The 13805-nt window shown below is 42.0% G+C and carries 15 protein-coding genes and 1 tRNA gene; 2 read left to right on the forward strand and 14 right to left on the reverse strand.

Annotation, left to right across the window (positions count from 1 at the left end):
• Nucleotides 1-4: 4 nt before the first annotated feature.
• From J0L60_11085 to J0L60_11135, 11 genes are all read right to left on the reverse strand, one after another.
• Nucleotides 5-559, reverse strand: a complete 555-nt coding sequence (locus tag J0L60_11085; protein ID MBN8546661.1) for a cytochrome c3 family protein — start codon at nucleotides 557-559, stop codon at nucleotides 5-7.
• A 282-nt stretch (nucleotides 560-841) separates the two neighbouring features.
• Nucleotides 842-2170, reverse strand: coding sequence for a (Fe-S)-binding protein (locus J0L60_11090; protein MBN8546662.1), 1329 nt, complete (start codon nucleotides 2168-2170; stop codon nucleotides 842-844).
• 1 nt (nucleotide 2171) lies between these two features.
• Complete coding sequence (locus tag J0L60_11095; GenBank protein MBN8546663.1) at nucleotides 2172-3623, reverse strand: FAD-binding protein; 1452 nt, start codon at nucleotides 3621-3623, stop codon at nucleotides 2172-2174.
• Complete coding sequence (locus J0L60_11100) at nucleotides 3620-3784, reverse strand: hypothetical protein (GenBank protein MBN8546664.1); 165 nt, start codon at nucleotides 3782-3784, stop codon at nucleotides 3620-3622. Before J0L60_11100 ends, J0L60_11095 begins: the two co-directional genes overlap by 4 nt.
• A 141-nt stretch (nucleotides 3785-3925) precedes the next feature.
• Entirely contained in the window at nucleotides 3926-5587 is a 1662-nt protein-coding gene (locus J0L60_11105; protein ID MBN8546665.1) for a S41 family peptidase, read from the reverse strand.
• A complete protein-coding gene (gene tmk, locus J0L60_11110) occupies nucleotides 5584-6231 on the reverse strand; it encodes a dTMP kinase (protein ID MBN8546666.1) in 648 nt (215 codons plus the stop codon). The genes J0L60_11105 and tmk overlap by 4 nt, the downstream gene beginning before the upstream one ends.
• Nucleotides 6232-6235: 4 nt before the next feature.
• The gene (locus J0L60_11115; GenBank protein ID MBN8546667.1) at nucleotides 6236-7144 is read right to left on the reverse strand and encodes a YbbR-like domain-containing protein; all 909 of its coding nucleotides are present in this window, start codon (nucleotides 7142-7144) and stop codon (nucleotides 6236-6238) included.
• 35 nt (nucleotides 7145-7179) lie between these two features.
• A complete protein-coding gene (locus J0L60_11120; protein MBN8546668.1) occupies nucleotides 7180-7842 on the reverse strand; it encodes a BMC domain-containing protein in 663 nt (220 codons plus the stop codon).
• 11 nt (nucleotides 7843-7853) lie between these two features.
• On the reverse strand, nucleotides 7854-8135 hold the full coding sequence (gene eutM, locus J0L60_11125) for an ethanolamine utilization microcompartment protein EutM (protein MBN8546669.1): 282 nt from the start codon (nucleotides 8133-8135) through the stop codon (nucleotides 7854-7856).
• Between the two features lie 74 nt (nucleotides 8136-8209).
• A complete protein-coding gene (locus J0L60_11130; GenBank protein MBN8546670.1) occupies nucleotides 8210-9322 on the reverse strand; it encodes a PAS domain S-box protein in 1113 nt (370 codons plus the stop codon).
• A 2-nt stretch (nucleotides 9323-9324) separates the two neighbouring features.
• Complete coding sequence (locus J0L60_11135) at nucleotides 9325-9906, reverse strand: TIGR00730 family Rossman fold protein (GenBank protein ID MBN8546671.1); 582 nt, start codon at nucleotides 9904-9906, stop codon at nucleotides 9325-9327.
• A 144-nt stretch (nucleotides 9907-10050) separates the two neighbouring features.
• Between J0L60_11135 and J0L60_11140 the strand changes: the two genes are divergently transcribed.
• Entirely contained in the window at nucleotides 10051-10644 is a 594-nt protein-coding gene (locus J0L60_11140; protein ID MBN8546672.1) for a hypothetical protein, read from the forward strand.
• A gap of 2 nt (nucleotides 10645-10646) precedes the next feature.
• On the opposite strand, the gene J0L60_11145 is transcribed toward J0L60_11140, so the two are convergent.
• Nucleotides 10647-11792 carry a HAMP domain-containing histidine kinase gene (locus J0L60_11145; GenBank protein MBN8546673.1) on the reverse strand — a complete coding sequence of 382 codons (1146 nt, stop codon included), beginning with the start codon at nucleotides 11790-11792 and terminating at the stop codon, nucleotides 10647-10649.
• Nucleotides 11793-12201: 409 nt separating this feature from the next.
• Here J0L60_11145 and J0L60_11150 point away from each other — a divergent pair, with 409 nt between their 5' ends.
• Complete coding sequence (locus tag J0L60_11150) at nucleotides 12202-12369, forward strand: hypothetical protein (GenBank protein MBN8546674.1); 168 nt, start codon at nucleotides 12202-12204, stop codon at nucleotides 12367-12369.
• A 100-nt stretch (nucleotides 12370-12469) separates the two neighbouring features.
• Here J0L60_11150 and J0L60_11155 read toward each other — a convergent pair.
• Together J0L60_11155 and J0L60_11160 are read right to left on the reverse strand one after the other, a co-directional pair.
• A tRNA-Ala gene (locus J0L60_11155) sits at nucleotides 12470-12542 on the reverse strand.
• A gap of 47 nt (nucleotides 12543-12589) precedes the next feature.
• Complete coding sequence (locus tag J0L60_11160; GenBank protein MBN8546675.1) at nucleotides 12590-13771, reverse strand: MFS transporter; 1182 nt, start codon at nucleotides 13769-13771, stop codon at nucleotides 12590-12592.
• Between the last annotated feature and the right edge of the window lie 34 nt (nucleotides 13772-13805).

The raw sequence follows: 13805 nt of genomic DNA on the forward strand, positions 1-13805 counted from the left end.
GCTCCTATCTGTGGCAAGCCCAGCAGTGCTCGGGCCCCTTGTTTACTTGTTTCAGATAAGGAAGTTTTTTCTCAGGATTTCTATGACAATCGAGGCATGCACCCATGTTAAATGGATTAACCTGTGAAACTTTATCCATATTAGCTACATCTCCATGGCACGACTTACAATCGATACCTTTCGATACATGCACGCTGTGGTTGAAGTAGGCGTATTCTGCAGTGCGGTGGATTCGTTTCCAGGGGATTGGCTTGCCTGCTTTGTAATATTCGGTGAGTTTGATGATCTCGGGTCTGTCGGTCCTTGCCTGCGTATGACAATTCATACAGACAGCAGCCGACGGAATACTTGCAAATCTTGTTTTTTCCACTCCCGTATGGCAATATTGGCAGTCTATCTTCATCGTTCCTGCGTGAAGTTTATGAGAGAAATTGATCGGCTGATCAGGTGCGTACCCGACTCCGTCTCTTTCGGCTCGTGAGACATAATAAGTGGTTACAAAAGACGCAAGCGCCACGAATATCACTATCGGTAACCGTATTCGTAATAGATAGTCGATAAAACTGCTCATCGCTTACCTTTGCTTAAATTACTGAAAAAATTACGAGTTAAAATAAAATTTGAGGAAGGTGTGGCAGACCTGATATTCTTCGCTGCATTACCTGAAGAATGAAATTGATATAAGGGAAAGATGTAATTGTGTATCAATTTGTCGTTATAAACGCGAATTTCTGAATAAATAATTAGCTAATTGAAAGTTTTTTTTGCGGATTTGTATTAAAGTAACACCAAAAATTAACAAATTTCCCTCAAAAAAAGAAAATTTTTTCTGATTTTGGAACTAATTTTTGTGCCTTTTGTAAGACCTGTTTAGAAATGTAGCCAAATGCAGCACTTCCACGGCATGTTCATGCTTGTTTACACCGTGTTTTATCTGCCCCATACAACCCGGATTTGCCATCACGACGACCTCCGAATTATTGTTTTTGATATTTTCCATCTTCCGTTCCAGAAAATGGAGAGCATCATCATATCTCGCCACATTGTAAATTCCCGCACTTCCGCAACACCACGATGCCTCGTCGAGTTCTGAATACTGAATTGATTTTACCGACTTCAAAATCTCACGAGGTTGCTTTGTAACTTTCTGAGTATGAGCAAGATGACAGGCATCATGATAGGTGACCATTCCCTCAAATTCGTAATTCTCAGCTCTGAATCCTGTTTCGTGAAGAAACTCGGAGATATCTTTCACCTTCGACGAAAATTCCGCAGCTTTTCGGGAAATGTCGCCTGTAACTTGGTCGTGTTCGTCTCCGGAGAAAATGTGGCCATACTCTTTCATATAAGCACCACAGCCGGCAGAATTGGAGATAAGATAGTCATATTTGTATCGTCCAAAGAGCTCCATCGTCTTTTGAGCGAGTTCCATCCCTTTTCTTTGTTCACCGTTGTGTGCGTGAAGCGATCCACAACATCCCTGACCCTTCGGGATAATGACTTCGCAACCATGCTGCAGCAATACCTCCAGCGTGTCGGAGTTTATGTCTGCAAATGCCACATCCATCAGGCAACCAAGAGGCAGCAACACTCTGTATCTGACAGGCTCCGCAGGCGTATATACTTCCTGCATCATATCGCTGCTGAATCGTTTTGACATTTTTGGGGAGAGACTGTCAACCTGTCCGAGGTTTCCACCCAGTATTTTAAAGAAGCCAATGTTGTGGAGGAAACTCTGAATACCGGTGTTTTGGTAAAAATAAAGAATTTTTGCAACTACCTTCAGTAAGCTTTGATTGGCAACTATAAAATTAAGTCCGGCTCTCCTGATGAACCTGACCATGAATGGTTCAAGATTCCTGATGGAGATTTCTTCTCTTGCCGCTTCGACTATTGATCCGTATTTAACCCCCGCAGGGCAGGCGGTCTCGCATGCCTGACAGTCGAGACAGAAATTGATTTCATTGATGAATGTTTTGTTGATCTCGAGTTTCCCCTCAGCAACACTCTTTATTAGTCGGATTCTGCCACGGGGTGATGATGACTCAAGTCTGGTGATGGAATAGGTTGGACATGTAGGAAGACACATGCCGCAGTGCATGCACTGTGCAAGAATATCATCGGAGATAATCGCTTTGGAAAGGGTTTGTTGAAGTGGCGATTCGCTCATTTTAGTGATTATGGGAGTGAGTAAAAAAGTCGATATCCTCCCGCCTTACCGGCATTGCCCCTTCACATTTTGGAGACATGGTGAGAATTTTACCGGGATTGAGAACATTGTTTTCATCCAGAGTGCCTTTAATCTTCTTCATGAAATCCACACCTGCTGAACCTGCGACAGCCTCGAGGAATTGCTTTTTGGCGAGACCTGTACCGTGTTCTCCGGTAATTGTTCCGCCAAGTTTGATAGCCTCGTTAAAAATGTAGTCAAAAGCCCTGTGAGCGTTTGAAATTCCCTTTTGATCCCGTTCATCGGTTAAACATGTTGGATGAAGGTTGCCATCACCAGCGTGACCAAAATTTCCAATAATCACATCAAAACTTTTTGCAGCATCTTTTACTTTTTCGATCATTACAGGCAGTTCGCTTCTTGGGACAGTTGCATCCTCAAGAATCGTTGTCGGTTTCACTCTTGCAAGAGAGCTGAAAGCACTTCTGCGTGCTGATTTAAGAACCAGAGCCTCATTTTCATTTGAGGCAACTTTCACGAACGAAGATTTATTCTTTTTCAGTGCAGCCAATACGCGTGATGCATCCTCATCAACTTCGGCACCTTTCCCGTCAAGTTCGATAATAAGTATCGCTTCACTGTTCCTGGGCAGACCGATACCGGTATAATCTTCAACACAGTTTATTGTGGTGTGATCGAGGAATTCCATCATTGCAGGGACAACATGAGCCGCAATTATATCAGAAACAGCTTTTCCGCTGTCCAATAAAGTATCAAAATATGCGGTCATCGTAATTGATTTCTGAGGCTTGGGGATAAGTTTTAGCAACACCTTGGTAAATATTCCAAGCGTGCCCTCACTCCCGATCATTACATCCTTAAGATTGTAGCCGGCAACATCTTTTACATTTTTCCCGCCAACTGCAAGTAACTCACCATTTGGCATGATAGCCTCAAAACCAAGTACATAGTTTTTTGTAACGCCATACTTCAAACCCCTCAATCCGCCGGCATTTTCAGCTACATTTCCGCCAATCGTACAAATTTTCATGCTCCCCGGGTCAGGCGGATAGAAGAGACCGATCTTTTCCACTTTGTTCTGCAGGGTTTCAGTTATTACTCCCGGTTCAACCCATGCGGTAAGGTTCTCATTGTCAATTTCTATTATTTTATCCCATCGCGTCATTACCAGTACGATGGAATTTTCTACCGGAACAGATCCTCCGCTGAGTCCGGTACCGGATCCGCGGGGCACAACTGCAAATTTTTCCTCATTTGCAAGTTTCATTATAGCAGCAATTTGTCCTGCATTTTCCGGAAAAACCACTGCTTCGGGTAATTGTCTGAGAATCGGTGTGCCGTCGTAAGAATAGGCTTCTTTGTGAACAGGATCGAGAAGGAGGTTTTTTTTGGTTACTATCTCTCCCAGTTTGGAGAGAGTTGAATCTTTCATTTGACGAATCTCTGTATTACGAATTTAACTGCGTAGCCGGTTGCAAGCGCTATCGCGATATAAGTGGCTATCAGTTTTACTCCATCCATTGTAACTATGAATGTCGATTTATAACCCCTCCAGCCACAATTTGTACATCTGTAGATCTTGAACCAAGTCAAATTTTTGATAGCCCCTTCCAACAGACTTCGGGTTTTCGACCTTCTGAGTGTATTGTACTGAGTGCAGGAGGGACATTTTGAAAAGGACGCATCCCTGTGAAAAACTACTTTCTTGGATTTTAATCTTCGCTTTTGAGCCATTTATTTGATTGCCAGTATTTTTCGATAAAGTGGTTTGTTGTTGATTATATCAAGTGCGGTCTTGAATTGCAGGTCATTTATTAGTTTGTATCTGATTCTGAAACCGCTGTTGTGGTATCTGCCCGAAAGTTCGGTGAGAAGCTCTGCCGCAATTTCGTCCTTCTGAAAACGAAGAATATCTTTGGATATGCTGCCAATCTCTTTTGATAATTCATCAAATTTGACCTGCAAATGTACATAATTTTTATCTTGTCCGAAAGTTTTAACGAGCTCTTCGAGCTGACTGCTCTTTGGATGCTTAAATTTATACTTCTTCAATTCAAGAAACTCCCTGAATTCTGCAAAAAGCTTTTCACTCTTTATTTCGTTAAAATTACTGTTTTTGTGCTTCTCATAATAAGCATTGACGAATTCAAAAATGAGTCCTTTCGCCAAAAGATCTTTTAACAAATCCGATTTCTCCGGTGTAATAACTATGGAATCGGGTACAATTCCCCCGCCACTATAGACAAGACGGTTGTTCTTCGTGCGAAATACTGCTGTTAGCACGGAATCATGTTTGCCTATAACTTTGTTTTGTGAAGCATAATCAATTTTTTGGATGCTTCTTCCCGAGGGTGTGTAGTATCTCGAGGTGGTTATCTTTAAAGAGGTATTAAAACTTAAGGAAGTGATGGTCTGTACAAGCCCCTTACCAAATGATTTTTCACCAATCAATACAGCCCGGTCGTAGTCCTGTAATGCACCTGCCACAATTTCTGAAGCAGACGCAGACCCGTCATCAATTAGAACTGCCATTTCCACTTTTCCGAGTAACGGCTCCTGTTCTGCAAAAAATTTCCTGATAGAGACAGAGTCCCGACCTTTAGTAGTGACAATCAAACTGCCTTTCTCCAGGAATTTATTTGAAACATCGATAGCCATATCGAGAAGTCCGCCCGGATTTCCGCGTAAATCAAGAATAACCGATTCGATTTTCCTTACCGAGGCGAGTTTTGCAATCTCACTCCTCAGCTCTTCACCGGCTGTTCTCGTAAATCCTGATAATTTTATATAGACATTCGAAGAATTTTCGGGTACAAATCCGGCATAGGTTACATTCTTTACGATAATTTCTTCCCGCATCAGGGTGAAACTTAGTGTGTCGGCTGGATCACCTCTCCTCACCTTAAGATCAACAAAAGTGCCGGGTGTTCCTTTTACAAGCTTTGAAATTTCGTCATAGTTGGCGGGTGAAACCCTGGTGCCGGCAACTTCATGTAGCGCATCCCCGGGAAGCAATCCCTGTTTTTGAGCCGAATAACCGTCAAGAATTTCAATTATAAGGACATTCTCTCCCCTTATTCCTACCGTAATACCGATTCCACCATACTTCCCTTTTGTCATCAGTTCGATATCGTCCTGACGCTTCTCGTCAATAAATGTGGTGTAAGGATCAAGTTCTTTCAACATTCCTCTGATACCGGCACGAATAAACTCTTCAGCATTGATCTCGTCAACATAATTCAGAGTTATTTCTTTATAAACCCGGCTGAAAATGTCAATATTCTTACCGATTTCATAGTAGATGTCACCAAAAGCAGAATAGGCACCAAGTGACAGGCTGACAGCAAAAAATATTACTATCCACTCGGCTCTTTTCTTAAAAAAGTTTTTCTTCAAAGCAACTCCCGGTTTTTCTTTTCAAGACTGAAATTCATCGTCTCATTTAAAATCCTTACAATATCCAAATGTATCTCTGTGGCATCTCTTTCACCATTTACAGTTTTAATCCTGTCGGTATATTCGATGGAGATTCTTTCGTAACCGTCAATAACTTTTTTATAAAATTGATCGTTCGATTTCTCTATTCTGTCAAGTTCGGCATCACATGCATGTTTTCTTCGTGCTGATTCTTCAATTGAGATTTTTAGATAAAAAGTAAGATCCGGAACAGTTCCACCGGTCGCAATCTCGTTTATCTTTTTAACGGCATCCCCATTCAGTCCCCTTCCAAATCCCTGATATGCAGTAGTGGAATCATGAAACCGGTCTGCAATGACGACCGCACCTTCATTTAGCAAAGGTCTTATCACTTCCCTCACAACCTGCGCTCTGGCACCTGAAAAAAGAAAAATTTCTGTTTCATCACACATTTCAAGGTGTTTCTTGTTCAGCAATATTTCTCTGATTTTTTCGGAAATTTGAGTTCCACCCGGTTCACGAACTATATGGACTTTCCTGCCAAGACGCTCGAGGTAATCTTTCAAGAGGTTTATTTGTGTGGTCTTGCCACAAAAATCGATTCCTTCAAAACTTATAAACATGCTGTTACTGCTTTACTAAATATTTGATTCTGGGTGGTTTTACATCAATAAAAGTTATGTTGTCGGGAAGAACTATATTTGGCAATGCGGTTCCTGTGGAATCACTTACCAGTTCCCTGTAATTTAAAAGTGCTTTTACATCTTCCGGTTTTAGTGCCCCGATTCTGTCGATACCTCCTCTTACAACAACTGTAACTTCTTCGGGTACGAGTACTACTTCCTTCCCTTGTGGATTCTCGATCACTACAAGTTTAACACCCTCTATCTCCCTGTCCGCAATTTTTTGTACATCAATTTCTGCGGTAACTTTGGCAGGAAATATTTCCAAACCATCAACCAGATCAAGATTAATCTCGATCGTGGTTTTCTCTTTCAAACCGGTCAATTCCATTCTTTGAGACTTGATAGATCTGATTTTATCTGTCAGTTGTTTACTCCCTTTTATCCTCACACGGTCAGGAGTTATTTTTACTCTGCTCGCCAATCCAAATCCTTCTTCATACTGCAACACCAGATCGAGAGTTACGGGTTTTTCGGCGTATTCCACTTCCTCCGTTTTTATCTTAAGAAATGAAGGTGAAATATCTACAACTGTAAAGTCGGAAGAGAGCCACCCGTTCTCGGAAATCAGAGTTCGAAGATTTATCTCCGAATTAACATTCTCTTTCGATATGGGAATTACAAATTTATTCTCCGGATTGAAATAGAGGGAAATAAATTTCCAGCCTGAACCTTTTAACTTCACATTAACATATCTGGGTATGGTGTAATCAACGGCCAGATTAGGGGGCAGGTTTGTATAGGCTATCGGGATGGATGAATTTAAATAGAAATCTCCGGACAAGGTTATGAATATCCATGCCCCGGCAGCTAAAAGCAGGGAGACAATTATTGATGGCAGATTTTGCTTCATTACTGAGTGCCGTGGATCCCGGGTCTTTTATCCGTTCAGGATCCTTTGCCTAAAGCAGCGAAAAGCCTGAGCAATTCTTCTTTATTGGCAACCGAAATCTCCCTCCCTTTTATCGGGAAACCGGCGGTTGATCTGGCAAGTGTTCTTAAATCGGTTACCTTCATCTCCTCCAATCCGGCCGGCAGCGAAATTTTTGTCACTTCCTGTTGCGGTTTTGTTTCCGGGTTCTTTTTAGGGGGGCTTGCCGGTTTCGCCTTTTCAGCTACTGCCGTTTTAGCAACAACAACTTTCGGTTGAAGTGGCGGCGAAGGTTCATCTTTCGATACAAGCCGGGGTGTTTCCGCTGTGGACTTTGGGGCTACAACGACGGTTTCCGGAGATTTCTCAACTTTAACACTCTCGACAATCTCCGTTTTTTCAACCACACCCGGGACGATAAAATCCAGTTGCAGATCGGGACGGGGTATAACATGGGTGGATACAAGTTCACCAACCCGCGAAGCAGCGGCTGCACCGGCTTCCACCGCCGTTTTTACAGCCGCTGTTTCACCAATTATTTTAATTGTTATGAGTGCCGGATTGGTTTTTTCTCTCCCGATCAGTTTCACATTGGCTGCCTTGCACATCGCATCGGCAGCTTCAATGGCTCCTACCAATCCTTTAGTCTCTACCAATCCCAATGCGGGTTGCTGTCTCAATTCTGTCCTGCTTATCTTGGTCTGTTAGGAATAATCAGTTCTACATCGCTGTGTGGTCTTGGAATTACATGAACAGAAACGAGTTCACCAACTCTCTGAGCCGCAGCAGCACCGGCATCAGTGGCTGCCTTAACAGCACCGACATCTCCGCGTACCATTACTGTCACATAACCACCACCGATGGTCTCTTTTCCAATCAATTCAACATTGGCGGCTTTAACCATTGCGTCTGCTGCCTCGATTGCGCCAACCAATCCTTTTGTTTCGATCATTCCTAAAGCATCTAATGCCATTATCTTCTCCGAAATTTATGTTATTTTGAACTATAAAATAGTCAGTAGAACAATAATAGTCAATTTAATTCTTACTATTGTGGCAATTCTACCGTAAAAAACATTGAAGTACCCTTGCCCGGGGCACTTTTACACCAAATTCTGCCGTTCAATTTTGTTATGAACTCGTAACACAGAGTCAAACCAATGCCCGTGCCGGCCTCATTTGCCGTTCCGTGGCGAGAGCGAATCCCCGGTTTGAAGAGTTCTTTTTGTATCTCATCGTCCATTCCGATCCCCTGATCATTAATGATAAACACCGCCTCATTCTTTTCCTCCCTGATCTCAATCTCAATCAGACCGCCAGCCGGACTGAATTTAATCGCGTTGGAAAGAAGATTCCGAATCACAGTTTTTATCATCTCCTCATCGGTATAAACGACAACAAGAGCATTCCCTGAAAAATCCACTTGCAGATTCTTCCCGATCAACTGTCCTGCAAGTTCACCAACGACCAAAGTGGCAAGGTCATTTAAGAGCACCACATCTTTACTGACTGAAAGATTGCCTGTCTGGCTTCTCGCCCAGTTCAAAAGATTCGATAACAGCCCGTAGGTTGATCTCGACACATTTTCGATCTGACTCAGGAAATAAAACCGCTGTTTCTCCTCGAGTGAGTTCATATCCTTCAATAACAGTTCAGAGAATGAGATCAAAACATTGAACTGGTTCTTCAAATCGTGAGCAATAATTGAAAAGAATTTATCCTTTGTCGAGTTGAGTTCACCGAGCCTTTTGTTCATTTCCATAATTTTTTCTTCAGCCTCGAGCCTCTCCTTGATGCTTCTGAGTACTGTAAGAATAGCGTTTTTCCCCTGAAAACCCACCATTGTCAGAGACATTTCAACAGGAACCGGGTCCCCGGTTTTTCTCCTTAAAAGCCGTGATGACACCACAGAATCGTGGGTCATAATCTTCTCAAGCTCCTCGGCATTCTCTATCTGTTCATCACAAAAAACAGTTGAGAAATGTTTTCCTACAATTTCAGATTTCTTAAAACCGGTTGTCGATTCCCAAATATTGTTGACCTCGAGAATTTCTCCGGTTTCACCATCGACAAGCATGAGATAATCGAGCATCTCATTAAAAATCTCCCGATAACCGTCACTTTCCTTTTCACCGGATTTTTCCCGAGCGAATGGGTCCATTTTCACACCAGAGCTTTGTTTATATCATCCTCGCTCCACGCGTGGGAGTTATCAATGGCATCGTAAATTCTTTCGGAGCTTTCCACCACCGTGTACATCTTCAAATGATCCCTCCCCAAAAAATCCTCCGTGACCGTGTGTTCCATAAATTCGAGCCATTTATCGTAAAACCTGTTCACATTTACAATCACCACGGGATTTGTATAATGACCGAGTCGTTTCATTGTGAGTACCTGATAAAGTTCTTCCATGGTACCACTTCCACCCGGCAGCACGACAATTGCGGAGCTTCCTTCAATCATCTTTAATTTCCGGCTTTCCATGTCACCGGTCAGTTCAAGAGAGGAAATGTCGTCTCTTCCCCATTCCAAATCCATCATAAATTCAGGAATAATGCCCGTCACCCTTCCGCCTGCCGACAAGGCACCGTCAGATACAGCTCCCATTAATCCGTGCCGCCCTCCTCCGTACACTAGAATATCACTCTGTGAAGCGATAGTCTCACCCAGACGGAATGCATCAGAAAGGTAAACTGCCTTTGATTTGGTGCTTGAAGCACAGAAAACGGCTATTCTTCTATCCATCGATTTTATTAAATTCAAAATTGAAATATAGGTATTTCAAAAATTCCCGTAAACATAAAAATAAATTATTGTCATCACATTCGAAGAATAGTAAAATGTCTATATTTGCAGGAACTTATATGCATTTATTTAAGTAAAACCAACATGAAAACTTCAAAATTAATCACTATCATAGCTTTGTTCGTGGTTTTTGCTCTTTTTCCACAATCACTGGTAAAGACAAAAGCCGGGATCCTCGTTTCATCAGGAAATGACCTGGTTAAACTGAAATCAAACTCCACACTAAAAATTGGAGATAAATACCGAATACTCCTTCAACCTGATTCGGGTGGATACGGTTATTATGTTCTGGTAAGCGGGAAAAGTGCCAAGTCTCTTTTTCTCGGAAGGGCTTATAAAAATCAGATTCTTGCCTACCCCGGCAAGGGCGATTTCGTAAAATTTCCCTCTAAAGGCGATCACCAGCTCTTTCTGATCTATTCACTAAAGAAAATATCGGATATTGAATCGTTATTTAAATCGAAGGATGAAGCAAAGGCGGATGATTTCCTGAAACTGGCGGGAAAGATTAAAAAGCAGACAAAACAAAATGTTACGGATGATTCACAGGTTGATATCATTATCGCCGGTAACGCCAGAGGTAATCAGGATGTGCTCGACAAGGATTTTCTGCAAAAAGTAAAACCCTTCGCCACGAAGGATATACTTTTGCTTGAATACAAAATTAAAGTTAAATAAGTCTAAATCAGAGCAGGGATTTTGACAAAAAATTTGGAGCCGTTCCCCTCTTTGCTTTCAAAGTAGAGGTCGCCCCCATTCTTGAGCATGAATTCTTTTGAGAGAATCAGACCAAGGCCTGTGCCCGATTCCCCGTCTGTGCCTTCACGCGACACGCGATATCCCAATTTAAACATCTTTTTCTGTGACTCTTCAGAGATTCCAATGCCACTGTCTGCCACGAATACTGTAATAAATCCCTCTTCGACAGTGTAACCGACATGAACAACCCCACCTTTGGGTGTAAACTTCAGGGCATTTGTAATAACATTCCTGATTACAGTATCCACCATGTTTGCGTCAGCACAAACGGAGAGCCTTTCATTCACTGAATTAATCAAATTAATCTCTTTTTTGATAATCTGCGACTCACACAACTTCAATATTCGTTCTATGGTTTCCTGAAGATCAAAGGGGACAGGTTCAAAATCCATGTTACCCGTGCGGAGTCTGCTCCAGGCAAGTAGATTTTCGATCAGATTGTAAACCAGTTGAGCCGATTCATACATTCTTACAGAAAAATCTCCAAGGTCTTCCTTGCTAATCTCTTCATAATATTTCGCAATGTACTCTGAAAAACCAAGGAATCCGGTAAAGGGATTTTTCAGATCGTGGGCAATCAAAGCAAAGAATTTATCTTTGGCTACATTTTGCTCTTCAAGTTCGAGGATAACTCTTTCAAGGTCGTTTTCTGCCCCGTTTTTATGATCAGAAAGAGTTGGTGGTGGATTTTGAGAAAGGATTCTTTTATAAAGATTTAATCTTTTTTCGACCAGCAGATTATCTGCCGGAAAGATAAGGTGATCAGACATCAATTCCCTTGAATGAGCACTTAGCAGTCGTACTTCTGTTGATCCTGAAACAAGAACGAGCAGTTTCCCTGACCCTGCTTTCCCGCTGAAGAAATTGAGTGCATCTTCCACCAGCCATGTGTCTTTCGTGAAGAAGATGAAAATCACCGACACACCCGCAAAACTCTGCGATTTATAGTTCGAATAAGTAAACGATTTTGCAGAAAACCCGCCCGGAGAGAGCAACTTTCCGAAAAGACTCATATCTATCAAGTCTTCGCCGATTATAACGGCAGAATATTTTATCGTCTCTTCCATAAGTATCTTTTGAGCGGCATTCCGGATTCTATGAAAATTTTGTGATTAATGGAAACGAAAATATAAAAAACAATTACATATTTATGTAATTTGGGGTGGAGAGAGTAATTTTAATACATATTTGTCAGTCAGATTTTGTGAAAGTAACCTGATTTGGCCGAAGAAATGAAATTAGTTCGAGTATCCCTCTAAGTTAGGAGGACCTGAATCCCAACCTTAAATATTAATCTCAATTCCCGAAAAATCAAATCCAAGAATTTAATAACTGTTTTTTAAGGGTGTTACTTTACCGGGTTGATCAATACAATAATGTCCGAATGGTTACTCAAACTTGTCTTTGCCCCTATTGAAAGGCATTTTGTGGTCGATAAACAGTATTGTCAGGCTTTTTGATACCGGGAAGCGGGAAATGCTTGACACATTCAGCATGGTACATTATTTGAAATCTTTGAACCCCATCGAGGTATTTGAAGCAGGTGAAGCATTTTTTGTGGCACAATTGAACGAAGGAACGGAATATCTGAATCTTCCGGCACCTGCCGAAGGTGAACAGATTTTTAAACCCGCTAACAAATAAACGGGTTTTACCAACAAATTTTAACTAAAATTTTGGTTTGTAATAAAACAAAAAACCCTGCAACAATTTATAAAATAAAGAGTTACAGGGTTTTTTCCGGTGGAGATAAGGGGAGTCGAACCCCTGACCTCTTGAATGCCATTCAAGCGCTCTCCCAACTGAGCTATATCCCCGGAATTCAGACTGCAAATATAAAAAAAATTTATTTTCTGTGCAAAACTTACCTTGATTCTGGTGCCAATTTTGGAACTTCTGTCTTCATCCGCCACATCAAAACCACTCCGAGTATTGACATGAAGAAACAGGCAATCCACATCCACTTTGATCCCAAACCCTCCATCATGAAAGCACCAGTAGCGGGACCTATGAACAAGGAGATATTAAATACAAGTTGCAGGAATCCCATGTACATTCCCTTCGAATTTACAGGGGCTATTTCCGCAAGATAGTTTGCAGAGGCGGGAGAAAATATCATTTCGCCAAAGGTTAATATAACCATGCAGATTACAAGTGCAGGGACTGTGGTGGAGAAAGCAAACATTCCGAATCCAATTCCTGTGAGGATGCCTCCAAGACTGAGCAGTTTTCGATCTTCCCAGTCAGTCATTGCATTATTGATCGGCACTTCCAGGAAAATAATCATTATGGTGTTCACTAAAAAAAGGACGCCGATGAAAGGTTCAGGAAACTTAAGTTCATTCACCACATAAAGCGAAACGGTACTGATTTGCGAGAAAAAAACAATGTAAACAGGTGACAAAGCTATTACATAGTAGATCAGTCTTGGGTCCTTGAACGGATTCAACTTTGTTTCACCAGCCTGACGCTCTCTTTCTGCAACTTCCCTCCGTTCCTTTTCCTCCCTCGAAAGCGAGGTGAAATAGAGAAATGCCAATGCTGACAACGAGGTCAGTCCATCGAAAATGAACATCCAGTGATAATCAAAAATTATCAAAAAGCCTCCGAGAAGGGGACCTATACTGAATCCAAGATTGACTGCAAGCCGGTTCAGTGCAAAAGCTATTTTACGGTCTTCGGGCTTGACAATCTCCGATATCAACGCAAGGTTTGCGGGTCTGAAGCCCTCACTCACCCAGGAAAGAAGTGTAGTCAAAACGATTATCATCCAGAATTCATGAAAAAACGGAAAGATAAAGAGAACGACAGCACTAAGAAAAAGGGAGAGTTTCATTATCGGCATATTGCCAAACTTGTCTGCCAGTTTTCCGACAACCGGACCCGCTGCGAGGGACCCGATTCCATAAGCCGCCAGCACATACCCGGCGTAATCTATCGAGTATCCCTGATATTTTGTCAGATAGATTGCGAGAAATGTGAGGAACATCGACCCGGCACGGTTGATGAATGTTGCAAAGGAGATAGCCCACATGCTCTTAGGCATCCGTGCGAGCGAACTCCATGGATTTATTTTCCGT

It is taken from the genome of Ignavibacteria bacterium (assembly GCA_017302895.1).
Taxonomy (GTDB): domain Bacteria; phylum Bacteroidota; class Ignavibacteria; order Ignavibacteriales; family Ignavibacteriaceae; genus UTCHB3.

What these genes read in the sequence shown, in the direction of transcription:
- eutM (MBN8546669.1), bottom strand. Translation starts at nt 8,135, where the DNA reads ATGGCATTAGATGCTTTAGGAATGATCGAAACAAAAGGATTGGTTGGC.
- J0L60_11150 (MBN8546674.1), top strand. Translation starts at nt 12,202, where the DNA reads ATGCTTGACACATTCAGCATGGTACATTATTTGAAATCTTTGAACCCC.
- tmk (MBN8546666.1), bottom strand. Translation starts at nt 6,231, where the DNA reads ATGTTTATAAGTTTTGAAGGAATCGATTTTTGTGGCAAGACCACACAA.
- J0L60_11140 (MBN8546672.1), top strand. Translation starts at nt 10,051, where the DNA reads ATGAAAACTTCAAAATTAATCACTATCATAGCTTTGTTCGTGGTTTTT.
- J0L60_11095 (MBN8546663.1), bottom strand. Translation starts at nt 3,623, where the DNA reads ATGAAAGATTCAACTCTCTCCAAACTGGGAGAGATAGTAACCAAAAAA.
- J0L60_11135 (MBN8546671.1), bottom strand. Translation starts at nt 9,906, where the DNA reads ATGGATAGAAGAATAGCCGTTTTCTGTGCTTCAAGCACCAAATCAAAG.
- J0L60_11160 (MBN8546675.1), bottom strand. Translation starts at nt 13,771, where the DNA reads ATGCCTAAGAGCATGTGGGCTATCTCCTTTGCAACATTCATCAACCGT.
- J0L60_11090 (MBN8546662.1), bottom strand. Translation starts at nt 2,170, where the DNA reads ATGAGCGAATCGCCACTTCAACAAACCCTTTCCAAAGCGATTATCTCC.
- J0L60_11130 (MBN8546670.1), bottom strand. Translation starts at nt 9,322, where the DNA reads ATGGACCCATTCGCTCGGGAAAAATCCGGTGAAAAGGAAAGTGACGGT.
- J0L60_11145 (MBN8546673.1), bottom strand. Translation starts at nt 11,792, where the DNA reads ATGGAAGAGACGATAAAATATTCTGCCGTTATAATCGGCGAAGACTTG.
- J0L60_11115 (MBN8546667.1), bottom strand. Translation starts at nt 7,144, where the DNA reads ATGAAGCAAAATCTGCCATCAATAATTGTCTCCCTGCTTTTAGCTGCC.